The 20,260-nt window shown below is 35.1% G+C and carries 19 protein-coding genes; 11 read left to right on the forward strand and 8 right to left on the reverse strand.

Annotation, left to right across the window (positions count from 1 at the left end):
• Positions 1-11 precede the first annotated feature (11 nt).
• The 4 genes from CaldiYA01_RS09470 to CaldiYA01_RS09485 are packed head-to-tail and all read left to right on the forward strand — an operon-like array spanning position 12 to position 6,276.
• Positions 12-1,190: a glucose-1-phosphate adenylyltransferase gene (locus CaldiYA01_RS09470; protein WP_207179107.1), complete on the forward strand. Its 1,179-nt coding sequence runs from the start codon at positions 12-14 to the stop codon at positions 1,188-1,190.
• 19 nt (positions 1,191-1,209) lie between these two features.
• Positions 1,210-2,352: a glucose-1-phosphate adenylyltransferase subunit GlgD gene (gene glgD, locus CaldiYA01_RS09475; protein ID WP_207179109.1), complete on the forward strand. Its 1,143-nt coding sequence runs from the start codon at positions 1,210-1,212 to the stop codon at positions 2,350-2,352.
• The gene (gene glgA, locus CaldiYA01_RS09480) at positions 2,349-3,785 is read left to right on the forward strand and encodes a glycogen synthase GlgA (protein ID WP_207179111.1); all 1,437 of its coding nucleotides are present in this window, start codon (positions 2,349-2,351) and stop codon (positions 3,783-3,785) included. The genes glgD and glgA overlap by 4 nt, the downstream gene beginning before the upstream one ends.
• Positions 3,786-3,813: 28 nt before the next feature.
• Positions 3,814-6,276 carry a glycogen/starch/alpha-glucan phosphorylase gene (locus tag CaldiYA01_RS09485; RefSeq protein ID WP_207179113.1) on the forward strand — a complete coding sequence of 821 codons (2,463 nt, stop codon included), beginning with the start codon at positions 3,814-3,816 and terminating at the stop codon, positions 6,274-6,276.
• 58 nt (positions 6,277-6,334) lie between these two features.
• Here the strand turns inward: CaldiYA01_RS09485 and CaldiYA01_RS09490 are convergent, their stop codons facing one another.
• Entirely contained in the window at positions 6,335-6,979 is a 645-nt protein-coding gene (locus CaldiYA01_RS09490; RefSeq protein ID WP_207179115.1) for an SGNH/GDSL hydrolase family protein, read from the reverse strand.
• Between the two features lie 36 nt (positions 6,980-7,015).
• Positions 7,016-7,966, reverse strand: coding sequence for an ROK family protein (locus CaldiYA01_RS09495; RefSeq protein WP_207179116.1), 951 nt, complete (start codon positions 7,964-7,966; stop codon positions 7,016-7,018).
• 199 nt (positions 7,967-8,165) lie between these two features.
• On the opposite strand from CaldiYA01_RS09495, the gene CaldiYA01_RS09500 reads away from it, so the two are divergent.
• Both CaldiYA01_RS09500 and CaldiYA01_RS09505 read left to right on the forward strand, forming a co-directional pair.
• Positions 8,166-8,537: a hypothetical protein gene (locus tag CaldiYA01_RS09500; RefSeq protein WP_207179117.1), complete on the forward strand. Its 372-nt coding sequence runs from the start codon at positions 8,166-8,168 to the stop codon at positions 8,535-8,537.
• A gap of 91 nt (positions 8,538-8,628) precedes the next feature.
• The gene (locus tag CaldiYA01_RS09505) at positions 8,629-9,033 is read left to right on the forward strand and encodes a hypothetical protein (protein WP_207179118.1); all 405 of its coding nucleotides are present in this window, start codon (positions 8,629-8,631) and stop codon (positions 9,031-9,033) included.
• A 61-nt stretch (positions 9,034-9,094) separates the two neighbouring features.
• Here CaldiYA01_RS09505 and CaldiYA01_RS09510 read toward each other — a convergent pair whose 3' ends face one another.
• Positions 9,095-11,182 (reverse strand): ribonucleoside triphosphate reductase, encoded by a 2,088-nt coding sequence (locus CaldiYA01_RS09510; protein ID WP_207179119.1) that lies wholly within the window; start codon positions 11,180-11,182, stop codon positions 9,095-9,097.
• Positions 11,183-11,375: 193 nt separating this feature from the next.
• Positions 11,376-12,050: a 4Fe-4S binding protein gene (locus CaldiYA01_RS09515; RefSeq protein ID WP_207179120.1), complete on the reverse strand. Its 675-nt coding sequence runs from the start codon at positions 12,048-12,050 to the stop codon at positions 11,376-11,378.
• A gap of 331 nt (positions 12,051-12,381) precedes the next feature.
• Here CaldiYA01_RS09515 and CaldiYA01_RS09520 point away from each other — a divergent pair, with 331 nt between their 5' ends.
• From CaldiYA01_RS09520 to CaldiYA01_RS09530, 3 genes are read left to right on the forward strand one after another with little or no spacing between them, the layout of a single operon-like run.
• Positions 12,382-13,617, forward strand: a complete 1,236-nt coding sequence (locus tag CaldiYA01_RS09520) for an LL-diaminopimelate aminotransferase (RefSeq protein ID WP_207179122.1) — start codon at positions 12,382-12,384, stop codon at positions 13,615-13,617.
• Between the two features lie 12 nt (positions 13,618-13,629).
• Entirely contained in the window at positions 13,630-13,950 is a 321-nt protein-coding gene (locus tag CaldiYA01_RS09525) for a heavy metal-binding domain-containing protein (protein ID WP_013431005.1), read from the forward strand.
• A gap of 21 nt (positions 13,951-13,971) precedes the next feature.
• A complete protein-coding gene (locus tag CaldiYA01_RS09530; RefSeq protein WP_207179124.1) occupies positions 13,972-14,760 on the forward strand; it encodes a type III pantothenate kinase in 789 nt (262 codons plus the stop codon).
• Positions 14,761-14,831: 71 nt separating this feature from the next.
• Here CaldiYA01_RS09530 and CaldiYA01_RS09535 read toward each other — a convergent pair whose 3' ends face one another.
• From CaldiYA01_RS09535 to CaldiYA01_RS09550, 4 genes are read right to left on the reverse strand one after another with little or no spacing between them, the layout of a single operon-like run.
• Positions 14,832-15,824 carry a CotS family spore coat protein gene (locus tag CaldiYA01_RS09535; protein WP_207179127.1) on the reverse strand — a complete coding sequence of 331 codons (993 nt, stop codon included), beginning with the start codon at positions 15,822-15,824 and terminating at the stop codon, positions 14,832-14,834.
• Between the two features lie 45 nt (positions 15,825-15,869).
• Positions 15,870-16,838 carry a protein kinase family protein gene (locus CaldiYA01_RS09540; RefSeq protein WP_207179128.1) on the reverse strand — a complete coding sequence of 323 codons (969 nt, stop codon included), beginning with the start codon at positions 16,836-16,838 and terminating at the stop codon, positions 15,870-15,872.
• On the reverse strand, positions 16,829-17,830 hold the full coding sequence (locus CaldiYA01_RS09545; protein WP_207179131.1) for a phosphotransferase: 1,002 nt from the start codon (positions 17,828-17,830) through the stop codon (positions 16,829-16,831). Before CaldiYA01_RS09545 ends, CaldiYA01_RS09540 begins: the two co-directional genes overlap by 10 nt.
• Before the next feature lie 56 nt (positions 17,831-17,886).
• Positions 17,887-18,783 (reverse strand): DUF2156 domain-containing protein, encoded by an 897-nt coding sequence (locus tag CaldiYA01_RS09550; RefSeq protein ID WP_207179133.1) that lies wholly within the window; start codon positions 18,781-18,783, stop codon positions 17,887-17,889.
• Positions 18,784-18,891: 108 nt separating this feature from the next.
• Here CaldiYA01_RS09550 and CaldiYA01_RS09555 point away from each other — a divergent pair, with 108 nt between their 5' ends.
• Both CaldiYA01_RS09555 and CaldiYA01_RS09560 read left to right on the forward strand, forming a co-directional pair.
• Positions 18,892-19,398: a hypothetical protein gene (locus CaldiYA01_RS09555; protein WP_207179135.1), complete on the forward strand. Its 507-nt coding sequence runs from the start codon at positions 18,892-18,894 to the stop codon at positions 19,396-19,398.
• Positions 19,385-20,257 carry a sensor histidine kinase gene (locus tag CaldiYA01_RS09560; RefSeq protein ID WP_207179136.1) on the forward strand — a complete coding sequence of 291 codons (873 nt, stop codon included), beginning with the start codon at positions 19,385-19,387 and terminating at the stop codon, positions 20,255-20,257. The genes CaldiYA01_RS09555 and CaldiYA01_RS09560 overlap by 14 nt, the downstream gene beginning before the upstream one ends.
• Positions 20,258-20,260 lie beyond the last annotated feature (3 nt).

Genomic DNA, 20,260 nt, shown 5'->3' on the forward strand with positions numbered 1-20,260 from the left:
TGGTGATTAAAATGAACGGTCCCAAGCGTGAGATTATAGCAATGATTTTAGCTGGCGGGCAAGGAAGCAGGCTAAAAGACCTTACCAAAACAAATGCAAAGCCTGCTGTGGAGTTTGGTGGAAAGTATCGGATAATTGACTTTACACTAAGCAACTGTACAAATTCATCAATTGACGTTGTTGGAGTTTTGACTCAGTACCAGCCTTTTACATTACACTGTCATATTGGAATCGGGACTGCATGGGATTTGGACCGCACAAAAGGCGGTGTTTACATCCTACCACCTCACACAAATGACAGTGGTGGAAATTGGTACAAAGGTACTGCAGATAGTATTTACCAAAATATGAACTTTGTGGAGTTGTTTTCGCCTGAGTATCTTTTAGTACTGTCTGGCGACCACATCTATACCATGGACTATCAAGAGATGTTTAAATTCCATAAGGAAAAGAAAGCTGATGTGACAATTGCATGTATTGAAGTTCCTATCCAAGAGGCTTCAAGATTTGGAATTATGAATACAAAAGAAGACGGTAGAATATATGAGTTTGAAGAAAAGCCAAAACATCCAAAAAACAATCTTGCATCAATGGGAATATACATTTTTAATTGGGACAAACTAAAGAGGTATCTGAAAGAAGATGCAAAAGATGAAGAATCTGCACACGATTTTGGAAAAAATATAATTCCTAAGATGTTAAAAGGTGGTGAAAAATTATTTGCATACAGGTTCAAGGGTTACTGGAAAGATGTGGGAACTGTTGAGTCTTACTGGGAGGCGAATATGGACCTTTTAAATGAAGAGTGTAAATTAGATGAGCCAAGCTGCATATTAGATTTGTATAATGAAGAGACAAAGGTTTATACATCATCAATTGCATATCCACCTCAATACATAGCTCCTTGTGCAAAGGTCAAAAAGTCTATGGTAGTAGAAGGTTGTAGTATCTGGGGTGAGGTTTATAATTCAGTTTTGTCATACAACGTGTACGTAGGCCAAAATGCTAAAGTTATAAGCTCTGTTTTACTTAGCAGCGCATCAATCGAAGATGGTGCTATCGTTGAAAATGCAATTGTATGCTCAGGGGCAAGAGTTACAAAAGGTTGCAAAGTTATTGGAAAACCGGGAAAAATTGCAGTTGTTTCTGAAAACAAAAAGGTGACTTCTGACATCATAATCTCAGAATAATAAAGTGGAGGAGATTAAAATGCTTACAAATTACTTAGGTATTGTAAGCCTTACAGAAAATGAAAGTAAACTCAAAAGCCTTACAGCAACAAGGCCTTTAGCCTCAATTCCTATATTTGGCAGATACAGGGTTATTGATTTTGTGCTTTCAAATCTTGTCAATGCAGGCATCACAAACGTGGGGATTTTGGCTCCAACTAAGTCCAGGTCCTTGATAGACCATGTTGGAACAGGCAAACCCTGGGATTTGAACCGCAAGGTTGATGGCCTTTACATCTTCAACTATTCCTATGAACCGCCTTCCATAAGTGACATAAAACTTTTGAAAAGTAATATGGAATTTTTACTTCGTAGTAGAAAGGAAATGGTAATTTTTGCTTCATCTTATATGATTTGCAATATAGATTTTAAAGATGTAGCAAAATTCCATGAAGAAAGTGGTGCCGATGTGACAGTTGTATACAAAAAGATTACTAACGAAGATGAACATTTTTTTGAACTTCCTACCTTGATGATTGACCAAAACTTAAACGTGATTGGAGTTGGAAAAAACATAGGTAGACGCACAACTGTTAACATATCTTTGGACATGTTTGTACTCAGTAAAGAATTCTTAATTGATTGTATTTTGACATGTCTTGAAAATGGCAACTGCATAATGTTTAGAGATTTTATATACAAAAATGTCCAGAATATTAACTTAAAAGCTTATGAGTTTAAAGGATATGTAGGATGTATAAACTCTATCTCCTCATACTTCAAAGTATCAATGGACATGTTAAATGTTGATATCCAGCGTGAACTTTTTTCAGAGGAAAGACCAATTTACACAAAGTCCAACGACTCGCCACCGACAAGATATTTTTCAACATGTGAAGTTGAAAACTCATTTATATCCAACGGATGCCTTATTGCAGGCAAGGTAAAAAATAGCATAATATCAAGAGGAGTTGTAATTGAAAAAGATGCAATTGTTGAAAACAGCATAATATTTTCAAAGTGCATTATTAAAAGCGGTGCCATATTGAAAAATGTCATTTTAGATAAAAACGTGGTAATAGATGAAAATGCGACACTTATCGGGCATAACAAAAATCCTCTTGTGATGGAAAAACAAAGCTTTATAAATTTGAGCCAGTTAAAAGAGGTGAAAAGGGTATGAAAGTTTTATTTGCAGTGTCTGAAGCATTTCCTTTTGCCAAAAGTGGAGGTCTTGCAGATGTGGCATATTCTCTGCCAAAAGCGCTAAGAAAACTGGGAATTGACGTGAGAGTCATTATGCCTAAGTACGGTGATATTAGCTCCGACTTTTCCACAAAGATGAAACATCTGTGTCACTTTACTGTCCCTGTTGGCTGGCGAAACCAGTACTGTGGTATTGAGTATTTAAACTTAGATGACGTTCCATTCTATTTTATAGACAATGAATATTACTTCAAAAGACCAGGATATTATGGCTACTATGATGATGGAGAAAGGTTTTCATTCTTTTCAAGAGCTGTATGTGAAGCTGTGTATCATCTTGACTTTGACGTGGATATCATTCACGTAAACGATTGGCACACAAGCATAATCCCGGTTTTATTGAAAGCTCATTATATGCATTCTGAAAAGCATCGGAAAATAAAGACAGTTCTCACGATACACAATTTGAAGTATCAGGGTGTCTTCCCAAAAGAAGTTATGCATGATCTCCTTTCCCTTCCTGATGAATACTTTGATGAAAACAGGCTCAAATTCTATGATGCAATTTCATTCTTAAAAGGAGGCATAATCTACTCTGACAAGGTTGTAACTGTGAGCAAAACATATGCAAACGAAATCAGAACACTTTCTCACGGCGAAGGACTACATGGGCTTTTGTCTGGAATTGGAGAAAAATTAATAGGTATTGTTAACGGAATTGACTATGAAGTTTACAACCCTGCAACGGACAAATTTATCTTTGTAAATTATGATGCAAATACATTTGAAAGCCGTAAAAAGACAAACAAATTTAGACTCCAGCAAATGTTAAATTTACCTGTTACAGATGAAATTGTAGTCATTGGTATGGTCTCAAGACTGACAAAGGAAAAGGGAATTGATCTTATAGAAAAAATTTTAAGTAGGCTTTTGACACTGCCAGTTCAGCTTGTTGTCTTAGGGGCTGGTGATTACCATTATGAGCAGATGTTAAAACAATACGCAGGAGCATTTCCTTCAAAGGTGTCGGCTAATATTTGTTATAGCGAAGAACTCGCACGAAAAATTTATGCCGGCTCTGATATGTATCTTATGCCGTCTTTGACAGAACCTTGCGGGATATCTCAGCTGATTGCCATGAGGTATGGAAGTGTACCGATTGTCAGAGAGACAGGTGGACTTAAAGATACAGTAAAACCTTATAATCAGTTTACAGGAGAGGGCTGGGGATTTTCGTTTGCAAACTATGACCCTGCAGAACTTTTTGCTATCATAAAATATGCACTTTCAATATACCCTGATAAAAGTCAATGGAAATCTATTGTTCATCAGGCAATGACAAGAGACAATTCGTGGAATGTTTCAGCCTACGAATATCAAAAGGTTTATGAAAGTCTTTTAAACTCATAAAAATTCAGACTCAGGAGGAAAATTTTTGATGATAGGTGGAATTAAGGGTCTTTCAAAAGAAGAACTCAAAGAAAAGATAAAGCAGGATTTTCAGCGAAAGATTATATCCCTTTTTGCAATTGACCCAAAAGAAGCAACAACTTATCAGCAATATCTTGCTCTTGGCGAGGTCATAAAAGAATACTCTTTTGAGAGATGGCTTCAGACAAATAAATACTATAAGCAAAACGATGTAAAACAGGTGTATTACTTTTCAATAGAGTTTCTTCTTGGCAAACTTCTTGTTAACAATCTTATAAACTTAGGGATTCGTGATGTCTGCAGAGAAGCTTTGAGCGAACTGGGCATAACTCTTGAAGACATTGAAGAGGCAGAAAGAGAACCAGGACTTGGCAACGGCGGGCTTGGAAGACTTGCTGCATGTTTTTTGGATTCTATGGCATCAATGGGTCTTGCCGGTCATGGAAACGGAATAAGATACCGATATGGCCTTTTTGAGCAAAAAATCCAAAACGGATATCAGGTTGAAGTGCCTGACAATTGGCTTTCTGAAGAGTACGTATGGGAGGTAAAACGAAGTGATAGAGCCTGCATTGTAAAATTTGGTGGAACAGTGCGTTTTGATATTGTTGACGGAAAACTAAAAGCATTCCATGAAAACTATGAACCTGTGTGGGCAATACCTTATGATATTCCTATAATTGGATATGGCTGTAACACCGTAAACACCTTGAGGCTTTGGAGTGCAGAACCGTTCGAAAATGTATTTGATTTTGCTTCGTTTTCAAGAGGTGATTATATCAAAGCTGTGGAATACAGGTATATGGTCCAATCTATCACCCAAGTTTTGTATCCAGATGACACAAACGAGCAAAACAGGATTTTGAGGCTCAAACAGGAATACTTTTTTGTGTCAGCCGGTGTTCAAAGTATAATAAGGTCGTTCAAAAAACGTGGAAAACCAATTTATGAACTTCCAAACTATGTAATGATCCAAATCAACGACACACATCCAGCACTCGTTATACCAGAACTTATGAGGATACTGATTGACGAAGAGGGACTTCCATGGGAAAATGCATGGGATATAACAACAAAAACTGTGGCTTACACAAATCACACCATCATGGTTGAGGCGCTTGAAAAGTGGCCAATTGACATGGTAAAAACCCTTCTTCCAAGGATATATACGATAATCGAAGAGATAAATAGGAGATTCTGCAGCGAGATGCTCGAACGCACAGGTGGGGACTGGCAAAAGGTTTGTAATATGGCTATCATCCATGACGGTCAAATAAATATGGCACACTTGGCTGTTATTGGTAGCAGCTCTGTAAATGGGGTTTCAAAACTTCATACAGAGATTTTAAAAAATGAAGTTTTGAAATGTTTTTACACGTTATACCCAGAAAAATTTAATAACAAAACAAATGGTATTACCCACAGAAGATGGCTTGTTGAAGCAAACCCAGATTTGGCAAGGCTTATCTCTGAAACTTTGCAGACAGACAGGTGGATAAAAGAGCCTATGCTCATGCTTAGATTCAAAGATTTTGCAGAAGATAAGCTCACACAGGAGCTTGTCGCGAATATTAAATTTAACAACAAGGTCAAACTTGCCAAGTATATAAAAGAAAAATACAACATCATAGTTGACCCGCGCTCAATATTTGACGTGCAGGCAAAAAGGCTTCACGCATACAAGCGCCAACTTCTGAACGCTCTTCATATTTTGCATCTTTACAATATGTTAAAAGAAAATTCCAGCTTGGATATTTATCCGCGAACCTTTATCTTTGCAGCAAAAGCAGCACCTGGGTATATTCTTGCAAAAAAGATTATAAAACTCATAAATTCTATTGCTGAAAAGGTCAACAAAGACCCAGATGTAAAAGATAAGTTAAAGGTTGTATTTTTAGAAAACTACTGCGTGTCCTTAGCAGAAAAGATTATTCCTGCAGCTGATGTCTCAGAGCAAATCTCAACAGCCTCAAAAGAAGCATCTGGCACTGGCAACATGAAGTTTATGATGAACGGCGCAATTACTATTGGAACTTTAGACGGCGCAAATGTTGAAATAAAAGAAGCAGTGGGTGATGAGAATATCGTGATATTTGGACTTTTGGCAGAAGAGGTCTTGGACTACTATAAAAATGGCGGTTACAGTAGTAGTCAGCTTTACCAAAAAGATTTGAGAATCAGAAGGCTCATTGACCAATTAATCGGAAACTTTTTTGACGTGCCATCTGGTGAGTTTATGGATATTTATAATCACTTGATAACATATAACGATGAATATTTTGTATTGAAAGATTTTGACTCTTATCATGAGGCTCAAATGAAGATTGATAAGCTTTATAGAGACACAAAACGCTGGCGAAAAATGATGATAATTAACATAGGTGCATCTGGAATTTTTTCAAGCGACAACACAATTCAAAAGTATGCCGATGAAATCTGGCATATAAAAAGAGTTGAAATTCCTGATTAATTTTCTAAAAATAGATATGGGCAGGCTTACTTTCTGTGCCTGCCCATATTTTGGGTAATTAAAATCCAATAGCTTTCAAAAACTCATTTGCTATAATCGTATGTCCTGTTAAATTCGGATGAATTCTGTCAAGCGCAAGTGCATATGAATGATAGTATTTTAAAAATCTATCGAAAGCCTCTTGAACATCCACAAAAATGGCACCATGTTTTTGTGCTATTTCTTTCATTGCAAACCTGTATTCATCCATTTTCTTTCTCATTGCATCTTCTTTATTGTCCTCTATAATAAATGGTGACATCAAAACAAGCCCTTTTAAGTTTGACTTGGTCAAGTTTATAAGCTCCTCCAAAGTAGACTTGTACTCATCCAAATATACGTGACATTCAGGAATAAGTGGATTATCAAACTGTCTCCAAACATCATTTATACCTATCATGATAGAAAGCCAGTCAGGTTTTAAATCTAAAACATCTGTCTGCCAGCGTGCTCTGAGATGCCTTACTGTATCTCCCCCAACACCCATATTGATAACTCTTATTCCGCTTTCTGGGTACTTTGCAAGAATCTGTGCTTGTACAATAGAAACATATCCGTTGCCAAGGTTATTCCAGTGAAGACCTTCTCCAACAGGTCTTGCCCTGCCACAGTCTGTAATTGAATCGCCAATAAAAAGAAGTTTGCTTCCATTTTCAATCTTCATTTTTTACTTACCCACCTTCTTTTGTAATTTTACATTTCACAGCTGCTTTGCTAAAAGTGCAGCCCCTATTATACCAGCATCATTTCCCAAAACGGCAGGAATGATTTTTGGCATTGGAACCTGTTTGCAGTAGAATTTTTCATATACAAGCCTTCTCACAGGCTCTAAAAGATACTCTCCTTCTTTGCTAACTCCACCGCCAATACATATAACTTCGGGTTCAAATATATTGCAGATGTTTGCAAGGCCTTCAGCAAGGTATTTTACATACCTGTCAACAATTGCTGCACCAGTGCTGTCTCCCATTCGCTTTGCATCAAAAGCTGTTTTTGCATCAATCTTTGAAATATCGCCATTTACAAGTTTCATGATAGTACCATTGATATTTCTTGCTGCAGCCTCTCTTGTCATACGAATAAGGGCTGTTGCAGACGCATACGCTTCCCAGCACCCTTTTCGGCCACATGTGCACTGCTCACCGTCAACACAAATCACCATGTGCCCAAGCTCAGCACCTGCATGATGTGCCCCGGTGTATATTTTCCCATCGATTATAATTCCCCCGCCAATGCCAGTTCCCAATGTGATTGTAACAGAAATCCTTGTGCCTTTTGCACCACCTGCTATATATTCACCATATGCTGCACAGTTTGCATCGTTTTCTATGTTAACAGGCTTTGGAATATATTTTTGTATCTCTTCTCTCATAGGAACGTTTAAAAAAGCAATGTTGTTGCTGTAAAGAATCATGCCTTTTTCATTGTCAGGTGCACCTGGACTTCCAATTCCAACAGAATGAATATCATCAAGTGTAAGTCCACATTCCTTTACAAGATTTAAAGAAAGCTCAGCCATATCCTTCATAATCTCTGTATAATGTCTGTGAGCACCTGTTGGCACAGAACCTTTTTTTATAATCTTCCCTTCTTCATCCACAATGCCTGCTGCAATGTTTGTTCCTCCCAAGTCAATTCCTATGTAATACACCTTCTCTCTCCTTTCCAATTCTTAAGATTTTGATTTTATTATATCAACAAAAAGAAATTAAGTAAAATAGACTTTTTAGCCTTTATTTTTAGATATTTTACATAATAAGTTTGCATAAAAATTAAATATTTTTGTTAGCTACAAGAATTGTTTTTTTGATATTATAAAAAAAATCTGCAACATATATAGAGGAGAAGCTATGAAATTAATAGGCAAAATATTTGAAGCCTTTTTTAAATATTTTGTTTTAGTTCCTGCCCTTATTGGCTTTATTGGGGGTACTATTCTTTCCATTATTAACAAATCATTCGGTGGTTTGCTATTAATGCTAAGTGTTATAATTGTCTATTTGTTTTTACCCGAATTAGCATTGCTCATAGGAAGATATGGATTTGAAGAGATATGGAAACAATTTGTAGTTCAAGCAAAACCTGACTTTACAAGACCGTGGAAACTAACTAGAGTAGTATTATTAACATCCTTTTGCACAGCAATAATAATTTCTATTTTGAAAACAATCGAAACTAAAAACTTCTTCTATCTTTTTGGTATCCCAATTAGTGGTTTGTAGTTTTATCTGGTATTGATAGCAGATAAATTAATCCTTAAATTTATCTCAAACAAAAACCTGTAAAATAAAAATCCTAAGGGGACTGAGAAATTTGAGAAATAAAGTGTTTTCTAAAAGTTCTATAGTAAAACTTTTGAGAATATTTGTATGGGCAACACAAATTCTATTATTAATCTTTGGAATATATTTTTCAATAACCTCAAAGAATATGTTATTTATTGAAATATTTTTAATTGTTAGTATAAGCGGTATTTTATTTTTTGAAACCATTGTCAAAAATTTTACTACAAATATCCCTGTTAAACTTAAAGTGTGGAATATGTCCAAAATATCATGGTTTATAGCCTGCGCTATCATAGTTGTAGTATTAGTAAACTATGAACCTAAAATTTCAATGGATTATCTTCTGTTAGTAGTAAGCATAATAATCTTATCAATAGCAGCAATCTTCATAATTGATAAAAAAATGAAAAATCGGGACATAAAAAAGAGCTAATCAGTGTGTGAAAAAACACATCTGATTAGCTCTCTTTGTTTTTAAAGTAAAGTTTTCATCTTTACCTTCTCACAGCAATCTTATACTCTTTTCTGAACTTAAACTCCTCTTGCTTGCCTTTGTTCCAGCACTGAACGGGTCTGTAGTAGCCAACAACTCTTGAGTAAACCTCACACTCTTTGCCGCATGTCGGACAGCTAAAGTGTTCACCTGCAACATATCCATGGTCTGGGCATACAGAGAATGTCGGTGTTATTGTATAGTATGGAATTCTATAGTTATATGCAATCTTTTTGACTATCTCTTTGCAAACTTGAATATCATCAATCTTTTCACCAACAAACCCGTGCAAAACAGTTCCGCCTGTGTAGCGAATCTGAAGCTCTTCTTGATGGTCCAAAGCTGTGAATATGTCATCTGTATAGTCAACAGGAAGCTGGGTTGAGTTTGTGTAAAATGGCTCGTCCTTGCCTGATGTAATTATGTCCGGGAACATCTGCTTGTCTTTTCTTGCAAGCCTGTATGATGTTCCTTCTGCAGGTGTTGCCTCAAGATTGTAAAGAATACCTGTCTCTTCTTGGTACTTTCTTATTCTTTCTCTCATAAAGTCAAGCACTTTTATAGCAAACTTTCTTCCCTCTTTTGTATCAATTCCAACACCCATAAAGTTGAGCAGGCTTTCGTGCATACCAACAATTCCAATTGTATTAAAGTGGTTCTTCCAATACTCACCATAACGTGCATAGATGTCGCGCAGGTAAAATCTTGAATATGGATACAAACCTTTCTTGGTAAGATCTTCTAATACCTCTCTTTTTATTTCAAGGCTTGTCTTTGCAATGTCCATAAGTCTTGCTAATCTTTCAAAATACTCATCTTCAGACTTTGACAAATACCCTATTCTTGGCAGGTTAATTGTCACAACACCAATTGAACCAGTCAGCGGATTTGCGCCAAAAAGTCCCCCTCCACGTTTTCTGAGTTCACGGTTATCCAATCTTAACCTGCAACACATACTTCTGGCATCTTCAGGTTTCATATCTGAATTTACAAAATTGCTGAAATAAGGTAGCCCATACTTTGCTGTCATCTCCATTATCTTGTTTACAACCGGACTGTCCCAGTCGAAGTCTTTTGTGATGTTGTATGTGGGAATTGGGAATGAGAAAATTCTCCCTTTTGCGTCCCCTTCCATCATGACCTCAGCAAATGCCATGTTGAACATATCCATCTCGCGCTGAAATTCTTTGTAGGTCCTGTCCATAATCTGTCCGCCAATAATAACAGGCTCGTCCTTTAAAGTAGAAGGTGGAACTAAATCCAGTGTAATATTTGTAAACGGACTTTGGAAACCTACCCTTGTTGGCACATTTGTATTGAACACAAACTCTTGCAGAGCCTGTTTTACATCAGTGTATGTGAGCTTGTCGTAGTATATAAAAGGTGCAAGGTATGTGTCAAAGTTAGAAAATGCCTGTGCACCTGCTGCCTCACCTTGAAGTGTATAGAAGAAGTTTACAATCTGACCAAGAGCACTTCTAAAATGTTTTGCCGGCTTTGATGCAACCTTTCCTTCAACTCCTGTAAAACCGTTTAAAAGAAGGTCTCTCAAATCCCAGCCACAGCAGTATACCCCTAAAACTCCCAAATCATGAAGATGAAAATCACCGTTTATATGCGCCTCTGCAACCTCTTTTGGGTATATCTTGTTTAGCCAGTACTTTGAAATAACTGCCGTTGATATGTGGTTATTGAGCCCCTGAAGTGAATAGCTCATGTTACTGTTTTCATTGACTCTCCAGTCCATCTTTCCAATGTACTGGTCAACGGTGTTTTCAATGTCCAAAAACAAGTTTTTGAACTCTCTCATGTCTTGGTGCTGTTTCCTGTAGAGAATATAAGCCTTTGCTGTCTTTGCATGACCGTTTTCTATCAAAACCTTTTCCACTATATCCTGAATATCCTCTACATGCGGAATTGAATAGCCGAATTTTTGCTCTAAGATTTCAATAACTTGGTCTGTGAGCTTTTCAGCAATTGAGTAGTCGGAACCACCAACAGCCTTTGCTGCCTTAAAGATTGCATTTTCTATCTTTTTGCGGTCAAAATCAACAATTGTCCCATCCCTTTTCATTACCTTTGTTATCATCCTTATTTTCTCCTTTCGCAAACTTTTTTGAACCGGCAAACTTTTTATTGCAAACTACTATATATTGTGTAGATTATTTTTTCTCAACACAATATATTATATTCCAAGCCTATTTCCAAATCAATGGGGAACAAAAAATTTTTTAAAAAACAAAAGGCAGGCATATTCTAAAAAATTGGTGCCCACCTTTTACTCAAGCCATTTCAATTGCATTTTTAGGACATACCAGTCTGCAGCTTTCGCATTTTATACAGTTAACACTTTCAATGTTTCCATTTTCTTTGAAATAACAAACCTCTACTTCCATCGGACAATTTTTGTTGCAAAGCTTGCAGCTTATACATTTTTGTGCATCTATCTTGAGCACTCCTCTTTTTTTGCCCACAACTCCGCTAACTGTCCCCATCGGACATAAAACACACCATGTCCTTGCTCTAAATAAAATTCCTAAAATTATTGCAATCAAAGTTGTAACCCATAAAAGCATCACAACACCTTTCCCAAATCTCTCTAAATCTCCCCCGCTTAAAATAGCATTTGCACTCATCATCACAACAAAAAATGTAAGCATAAATGCTTTTGCAACCTTTGACTTTAAAACTGCAGGAATATTTTTATTAAAGCTTGCTTTTGCAACAAACTCATCTAAAAACACTCCTCTCGGACAAAACCTGTAGCACCAGTACCTTCCTTTGTAAAAGCTTAGCAAAACACTACCTGTCATACATACAAATGCAAATAAGCCTATTTTTGGATAAAAAAGTCCTACTACTAAAACTCCAAAAAATACAAAAAACAAAAACATCCTTTCAATGCGACTTTTGTCCAAATTCAATCTTTTTTTATTTTTTCTTTTCAGTATTTCCATGTCAAATACCCCCTTACATTTTTCTTTTGTATCATATGCATTCCAGGTATTTTTTATACCATGGGTAGGTATTGTATGTCAATTAGAAAGCCTTTATGAAATTTGCTAATAAATGTGAAAAATAAATTTTCTAAATTGCACAATCAGTTTATCTTTGCTGTAAATTTCGAAACTAAATTACACTTTCATAAATCTGATGTTTTATGTTAAAATATCACTAAATCCAATTTGGACTTTATAAACTCGATTAAAGCAAATCAATATTGTTAATAAATCATATCAGTCAGAATACTATACGATGTTACACTAAATCTTGAGGGAGGGGTTCTCGGTGGAAAGCTTTATTCAGAACATGTTTGCAGACAGAATTGGCGGAAGCAAATTTGGTAAAGAAACAGTACTTTACAAGTTTGAAAAAATTAAAAGGGCAAAGGCAAAAGCAAAAGAGCTTCACCCTGACATGCAGCTTATTGATATGGGTGTCGGTGAACCTGATGAAAAAGCTGATATGGGTATAATTGGAACGCTTGCCTATGAGGCAGGAAAAGATGAAAACAGAGGATATGCTGACAATGGAATTTATGAATTTAAAGTAGCAGCTGCCAAATACTTAGAAAGAGTGTACGGCGTCAAGGGTATTAACCCTGATACAGAGGTAAACCACGCGATTGGTTCAAAGTCAGCCTTAGCACTTTTGCCCTATGCATTTATAAACCCTGGTGATGTAACAATAATGACTGTGCCAGGCTACCCTGTTTTAGGAACAATCACAAAATGGCTTGGTGGCGAAGTGTATAACGTACCTCTTTTGAAAGAGAATAATTTCCTGCCAGATTTGTCATCAATCCCGGCTGATATAAGAAAAAGGGCAAAACTTATGTATTTGAACTATCCTAACAATCCATGCGGTGCTGTTGCAACAAAAGAGTTTTTTGAAGAGGTGGTAAAATTCGCAATGGAAAACAACATAATAGTTGTGCACGATGCAGCATATGCAGCTTTGGTGTTTGACGGTTACAAGCCACTATCCTTCTTGTCGGTTGAAGGGGCAAAAGAAGTTGGTGTTGAGATTCATTCTCTATCTAAAGCGTACAATATGACCGGGTGGCGACTTGCATTTGTTGCAGGAAATGAGCTTGTTGTAAAGGCATTCGCAGCTGTCAAAGACAACAACGATTCTGGTCAATTCAAGGCTATACAAAAAGCAGGAATTTATGCACTTGAGCATCCTGAGATTACTGAGAAAATCAATGAAAAATATTCACGCCGTCATGACCTTCTTGTAAAAACATTGAGAGAACTTGGTTTTGATGCTCAAAAGCCAAAGGGGTCTTTCTATTTGTACGTTGAGATTCCAAAGGGCATTAAAAATGGCCGAAGGTTTGAGACAGCTGAAGAGTTTTCGGAATACTTAATCACAGAAAAGTGCATCTCAACAGTTCCATGGGATGACGCAGGACATTTTGTGAGGTTCTCTGTCACATTTGAAGCAAAGACACCTGAGGACGAAATAAGAGTTATGGATGAACTCAAAAGAAGACTTTCTGATGTGGAATTTGAATTTTAGGAGGTTTTTTTGATGATTGTTACAACAACTCCATCTATTGAGGGCAAAAAAATTGTGGAATATAAAGGAATTGTAAGCAGTGAGGTAATTGTCGGAGTCAATCTTGTAAAAGACTTTATAGCTTCTATCACAGACATATTTGGAGGAAGGTCTGGAACATATGAAAATGAGCTTATAAGAGCAAGAGAAGAAGCTTTGCAAGAACTTCAAAATAGGGCTGCAATGCTCGGTGCAAATGCAGTTGTTGGAATTGACATAGACTATGAAGTTTTGGGTGCAAATGGAAGTATGCTGATGGTTTCAGTTACAGGAACTGCAGTTGTTGTGGAATAACTCTTTAATAGGTGAGAAAAAATGAAGGATAAACTTTTAGTTGTTGACATCGGCAATACTAATATTGTGTTCGGTGTTTACAAAGGGAAAGATTTAATAGCAAGTTACAGGATGAAGACTGACAAAGAAAAGGCTGCTGATGAGTTTGGAATACTTATGACACAGATGCTTCTGTATAGCGGCATAAACCCACTTGATATAATGGATGTCATAATATCATCAGTTGTACCACCAATAATGTATTCATTCGAAAGAGCAATACAAAAGTATTTTGGAACAAACCCTATGGTGGTAGGTCCAGGCATCAAAACGGGACTAAACATAAAAACTGAAAACCCAAAAGAGGTTGGCTCAGATAGAATTGTCAATGCAGTTGCAGTAAACGAACTTTATGGAGGCCCTGCGGTAATAATTGATTTTGGAACAGCAACAACCTTCTGCGCCCTCTCAAGAAAATCAGAATACTTAGGTGGTGCAATTGCACCAGGCATTAAAATTTCGGCAGAGGCACTTTTCTCTCATGCAAGCAGGCTTCACAGAATAGAACTTCAAAAGCCACCAAATGTAATTGGTAAAAATACAGTACATGCCATGCAGTCAGGTATCATCTATGGTTATGTTGGTCTTGTGGATTACATGGTGGAAAGGATAAAAGAAGAAATGGGTGAAATAAACGCAAAAGTTATTGCAACAGGTGGTCTTGCAAGGCTTATTGCTGAAGAATCAAAAACAATTCAGATTGTAAACCCAATCTTGACATTAGAAGGCCTAAGGATAATATACTATAAAAACAAACAGGTATCAGTTTAGAAATGAATAAAAAAAATAAACACGGGGCAATAAAACCTTAAAAAAACAGCAGGTTTTGTTGCCCCTTCTTTTTATATCTGTTTTTCAAGCCATCTAATAAAATCATAGTGAAATTCTTTTTCTGCAATAACTTCATGAAGCTTGTTTGTAAATGCTTTCTCAGACCAGCTCTTTTTGCCATTATAATATCTGTTGCATGTTTTCCAATATCTGTATGGAAAAAGTAGAATTATATAGACAAGTTCAAGCTCGTCTTTGTTCAGTGGCGATACATTTGAATACCAGTTTAAAATACTTTCACCTGTTTTTATATCCCAGTGAATCCTTTTTAACACTTTTTGCATAAAGCTTGTGAGGTCAATTATTCTAAGGTCATAGGTAAGATAATCAAAGTCTATAATATATACATCTCCATCGTGAGTGTAAAGAATATTGTGATAAGAGTAATCTCTATGAATGAATCCCCTTTTTTCTCTCGCCTCATCACAAAGTTTTAAGTAACTTGAACTTTTAAGTTTTTCAAGCGCTTCCTTTGCAAGGTCAAAATAATATGAGTATGTAAATAAATATTCATAATCAAAAGTACTCTTTTTCTTCTCTGCCATTTTTCTCATACGCAAAAATTCATTGCAGCGCTTTTCAAACTTAGTCAAAAGTTTCCCCAAATCATCTCTCACCCTTGCACCTTCTGGAACATTTGTATAACCTATTGATGCTTCGTGCATCATAGCAAGTTTTTCTGTCGCAGCTTTCAGTTCTATCGGGTTTTCAAGTTCACACTCTCTTGCATCAATCCAATCTGTTAGTACATATATTTCATCACCTAACATAACATAAGGCAAGCCTTCCTTGCTTAAATTAAACCTGTCAATGTCTATAAATCCCCTCGAAACAAGGTGTTCTTTTCCACCGTGAATAAACAGAAGCGTTTCTATCGAATAGTCTATCTTTTTAAAACACTTAAGTCCTCTGTCTGTTGAAAGAACTAAAATATCACGGATAGGCATAAAATAAAAAACTTCTATATCAAAAAATTGGGTTATCTCCTCTCTCAGAGCAATCATAATAAAAACACCTCCCATTAAAAACTATATGATTTTACTGCTTTTTTAATGCAGGGAGGCTAAAATTTTGTTTTTATATTGGTCCTTTTCACATAACCTTTTAAACTTTTCTTCAAATCCTTCAGATGCCCAGTCCAAATCTCTAAACCTAATAATTTTCTTGAGAAGAGAAAAATACTCATACGGCAGAAGTATCATAGCTAAGACTAACAATTTTTTATAATTGTTATATGATGCATTGTAAAATTTACTTATACAGTCTTCAAAATCAAAATTTTTGTCTATTCTAAGCAGGCTTTTTATAAATGTGGCTATGTCTTTTTCACGCACATTTAGCTCTAAGTCAAACATATTTCCAAGTCTCAATTTGTTGTAGCATTTGTATATATTGTTAATAGTCAGCTTGCCATGTATGAATCTATTTTCTTGCATGCTGCGCGAGGTTACCTCAAGATACCTATCATCTTCTAAAATTTCTAATGCTTTTTTTACATATTCGATATTTGTATCAATCGTTCTTATAATTATGTCTCTCAACTTTTCATTTTTTATTAACTGAGGTTTTTCTTTTAGCTTAATGAACATCGAATACATATTTCGTGCAGCAATCCTATCTTTTCCATATTGAACATTGTACCTTGCACCTACAGCTAATTTTAAGTTGGTAGACGCTGCATGAAAAGAATTTATAAATTCTATACAGTTGAGTATTTGTTTTTCAGAAAGTTCAACTGGTTCTTTTTTAAAATATTCTACCAGCACATATGTTAACTTGTTAAACCTTAGATATGGACAACCATCCTTTGTGGGAATAATTTTTTCAAAATTAACAAATTTATTGTCTTTTAAATGCTGATGACAGTGAAATATAAAGACAATTTCAGCCGGCGACATTCTGGTCTTTTTTAAAAGGTATTCAGCATTGCCCATTTTTAACAAATACCCATCTTTGAATTTCTTGAGCTCTTTTATGTCAAAGCCATAGCAGAGCTTAAATTTTTGTTTCAATGCCATTTAAAACACCCTCCTGAAAACTCTTTTATTATCATCTCCTTCCCATGTTGTATTCTTTCTGCTCCTTTGAGTCTTTTGAGAAAATACTCTTCTGTCCATGGCTGTTTCTCGAAATAATATTGAAGTCCTACCTGCCATATCTCTTGTGGAAAATACATTAAAATCCAAAATATCTGCAACCATAATTTTTTTGAGATATTTATATCATGTAGAAATTTTAAATAAATTCGAAATATATTCCTGTCCCAATCATTTGTTTTTAAAACTCTTACACCGAGGTTTACAAAGTCATGTACACTATAATCTACCATGGCATAGTCGAAGTCGATGAGGTATACCCCTTTTTCAGAAAATATAAAATTGTGATGGGCAGGGTCATGATGAATGAGTACTCTCCTATTTTCTTTTCTGAAATAGTTTTCTATTGTTTTTATCATATTAATGCTGTAGACAAACCTGTCTTCAAATTTGCTTAAAATATTTAAGAACATCTCATCAAAATAGCCAAGACTATTTTTTCGATGTATAATATTCTTCATTTGAATAACTTGTAAATACTTTTTTCTAAACACTTCTTGATAAGATGGATAAAAACTGCCTTCTATTTTATCAGCAAAAGAAAGCGAGGCTAAATGAAGGTGGTGCAAGATTGAAACTGCTCTTCTCAAATCAAAAACATTTCTAAAATCTGCGCTTCTGCCGTCTATCCACTTACATAGAAGATAAACCTTTTTATTTTCATCTAAAAAATAAAAGCCACCGTCAATGGTCTTCTGAAAATCTATCAGGTGGCTTTTGAAACTTGTATTTTTCAGGTGTGAAAAAATCTTGATAATAAAATCAACATGTTCTTTGTCAACTCTGCTGACCTTTAAAAAAAATTCTTTACCATCTTTTGTCTTTACAAAATAGGCATTAGATTTTATTTGCTTTATTTTTTCTATCCTTAGATAATAATTTTCTTCAACTAACTTTAGTTCAAGAGTTCCCATGAAATTCTATTTTTTTCAATGCTCAATTTCATTATATGGTAAACTTGCAGTTAGTGTTAATCAAAAAGAATAGTAAACTTTTCTGCAAATTTAAACGGATGGTAAGACATTTTTGCCTTTCTTATCCCCTCCTTCCCCAAATCTTCTTCACGGTTTACAAACTCAAAATCCTGCCAAAATTCTGCTAAAAATTTTTGGTTAATAAAAGCATAAAGCCCTTCAACATCTGGATCTGCCTTTTCTATATGTATGACCACTGTATTTTTATTTAAAGGTTCTCCAAATGTAAAAGCTTTTATTTTTCCATCAATAAAAACTACCATACCTTCATAAGAAAGTTTATCAAAATTTCTTATTGCCCTTTCTATGGCCATTTTCTCAAATGTAAGTCCTATATCCTCCTTCCCGTTTCTTTTTTCATACCATTCACATTCAAAGTCCCAGCAAAGCTTTATTATTTCTTCATCTATTTTTTTCCACTCACATCTATCTGAATAGAGCCTTAAAAACTTGTTAATATGGTTCTTTTTGGGATGATATTTCTTTCCCTTTAGTTGAATCAAATCTCCAACTTTGTAAACATAGTCAGAAAGGTCTCTCTCAAAAATACTTTTGAACTTTATTTTACACTCTGAAAGCATATCCACTGTCTTTTTAGAAGCTCTTTTTATCATGAAACTATATCCTTCAGATTCAAAAAAACTCTTGGCTTTTTCTATTACAATAGGAAGTTTATCTAAATCTTTGCCCACAGGTCCATGTAAAAAAGGAGGCTGGTTGTATGGCTTTGCCATGATGAGCAAAAAATTATCTTCTTCGGTAAAATGAATATCATAAAACGGATCCCACATAAAGAGGTTTGTAAACGTCAGGTCAGCAATTTCGGGCTCAAATTCAGCAAAATACTGGTCAAAAATTCTTTTGTGTGAAATGTCTATTTTATAAAATTTCATAAAATCTACCCCCATATCGATACAAAAGTTTTGAATAAAACACAAATAAAATATATAATATCATTATAGAAGGTTTCTGTAATCCATAAAAATAAAGGATGGTAGACAATGGCTACATATATAGTGTTGTATTGTTTGTACTTTTTAAAAGTATTTTTTCTTGTAAGCCTAATTTTAAGTTTGTTTGGTGTATGCTACAGTATAAAAAAAGTTATAGTTGTGAGCTTTATTCAAGCTTTTTGGGATACTATTGTATTTGGCAACCATATAAATCTTATGCTGGGACTTATACTTATGACTACTTGCCTAATACTTTTGTATATCCTATACCTCAAACTTCTACCCTTATATGGTATCATCTTAGGACTTATTTCGCAATCCTTATGTCTGGCACTAAAATTTGGAGGTTATTCAATAATTAGTACAATTGCTAATAATCTCTCGCTGGCACCATCAGTGCTTGCATGTGACATAACAACACTTGTAATTGAAATAGCTGTTATGAGTGTACTTCTTGTTATTATAAAGAGTAGAAACTACTTGGTATTTGAAATTTGCAAAATATTGCCTTCACATATTGATAAAGGGAATGAGGTAAAGTATGAAGAAAAATGACCATACAAAGCTTTTGATATCAATGCTATTTTTACTTGCACTTATTATGTTTTTACTCATCTATTCGATATACTTTATTAACACAGAATTCATTAAACATCAAAAGATACCTCAGTGGCAAAGAACACTTGTTATATATTCTTTTACTCTGCTTGCAATCTTAAATTTGTATACTGTCAAAAACCTTTTTTCAGCACTAAGTATACTAAAGACAACACAAGTTTATAAAGACAATATAAAATCACTGGACAATTTTATAAACATCTTAAGAGCTCAAAGACATGAGTTTAACAACCATCTTCAAATAATATGGGGACTTATTTGTGTTGGAAAATACAATGACGCTGTACGTTATATTGAGCAAATCAGCGAAAACCTCAAAAATACATCAAAATTTTACGGGCTTGGGTGTGCAGAACTTTCTGCTTTGATATTCGCAAAAAGTGCTTTGGCTGAGAAGTACGATATAAATTTTGAATTCCATTACAGCGTAGACTTTAGTAATCTTAAGTTTGATTCAATGGACCTTATAAATATCTGTGGCAATCTAATCGATAATGCATTTTTCTATGCAAAATCTTCATTTTCAAAATATGTCGGGCTTAATATAGAAGATGAAGGAAATTGGATTGAAATCACAGTAACAAATTCAGGTTCTTATGTAGATAAATGTAAAAAAGATAAAATATTTGAGCTTGGATATTCCACAAAAAATTCAAGTGGGCTTGGTCTTTTTATTGTAAAATCAACAGTGGAAAAATACAAAGGTAAAATTGACGTTTTTTCAGAGTACAGGACTCTTGAGAAAATGGAAGAAGGATACACAACCTTTAGAGTAATTCTGCCAAAAAAAATATAACCT

Source organism: Caldicellulosiruptor diazotrophicus, from assembly GCF_017347585.1.
In the GTDB taxonomy this organism is placed as follows: domain Bacteria; phylum Bacillota; class Thermoanaerobacteria; order Caldicellulosiruptorales; family Caldicellulosiruptoraceae; genus Caldicellulosiruptor; species Caldicellulosiruptor diazotrophicus.

Bases quoted from the DNA above. Each gene is read 5' to 3' on its own strand.
- CaldiYA01_RS09510 (WP_207179119.1), bottom strand. From the start codon at position 11,182: ATGATAACAAAGGTAATGAAAAGGGATGGGACAATTGTTGATTTTGAC.
- CaldiYA01_RS09530 (WP_207179124.1), top strand. From the start codon at position 13,972: ATGAAGGATAAACTTTTAGTTGTTGACATCGGCAATACTAATATTGTG.
- CaldiYA01_RS09490 (WP_207179115.1), bottom strand. From the start codon at position 6,979: ATGAAGATTGAAAATGGAAGCAAACTTCTTTTTATTGGCGATTCAATT.
- CaldiYA01_RS09500 (WP_207179117.1), top strand. From the start codon at position 8,166: ATGAAATTAATAGGCAAAATATTTGAAGCCTTTTTTAAATATTTTGTT.
- CaldiYA01_RS09525 (WP_013431005.1), top strand. From the start codon at position 13,630: ATGATTGTTACAACAACTCCATCTATTGAGGGCAAAAAAATTGTGGAA.
- CaldiYA01_RS09555 (WP_207179135.1), top strand. From the start codon at position 18,892: ATGGCTACATATATAGTGTTGTATTGTTTGTACTTTTTAAAAGTATTT.
- CaldiYA01_RS09485 (WP_207179113.1), top strand. From the start codon at position 3,814: ATGATAGGTGGAATTAAGGGTCTTTCAAAAGAAGAACTCAAAGAAAAG.
- glgD (WP_207179109.1), top strand. From the start codon at position 1,210: ATGCTTACAAATTACTTAGGTATTGTAAGCCTTACAGAAAATGAAAGT.
- glgA (WP_207179111.1), top strand. From the start codon at position 2,349: ATGAAAGTTTTATTTGCAGTGTCTGAAGCATTTCCTTTTGCCAAAAGT.
- CaldiYA01_RS09545 (WP_207179131.1), bottom strand. From the start codon at position 17,830: ATGGGAACTCTTGAACTAAAGTTAGTTGAAGAAAATTATTATCTAAGG.
- CaldiYA01_RS09515 (WP_207179120.1), bottom strand. From the start codon at position 12,050: ATGGAAATACTGAAAAGAAAAAATAAAAAAAGATTGAATTTGGACAAA.
- CaldiYA01_RS09540 (WP_207179128.1), bottom strand. From the start codon at position 16,838: ATGGCATTGAAACAAAAATTTAAGCTCTGCTATGGCTTTGACATAAAA.
- CaldiYA01_RS09560 (WP_207179136.1), top strand. From the start codon at position 19,385: ATGAAGAAAAATGACCATACAAAGCTTTTGATATCAATGCTATTTTTA.
- CaldiYA01_RS09535 (WP_207179127.1), bottom strand. From the start codon at position 15,824: ATGATTGCTCTGAGAGAGGAGATAACCCAATTTTTTGATATAGAAGTT.
- CaldiYA01_RS09550 (WP_207179133.1), bottom strand. From the start codon at position 18,783: ATGAAATTTTATAAAATAGACATTTCACACAAAAGAATTTTTGACCAG.
- CaldiYA01_RS09470 (WP_207179107.1), top strand. From the start codon at position 12: ATGAACGGTCCCAAGCGTGAGATTATAGCAATGATTTTAGCTGGCGGG.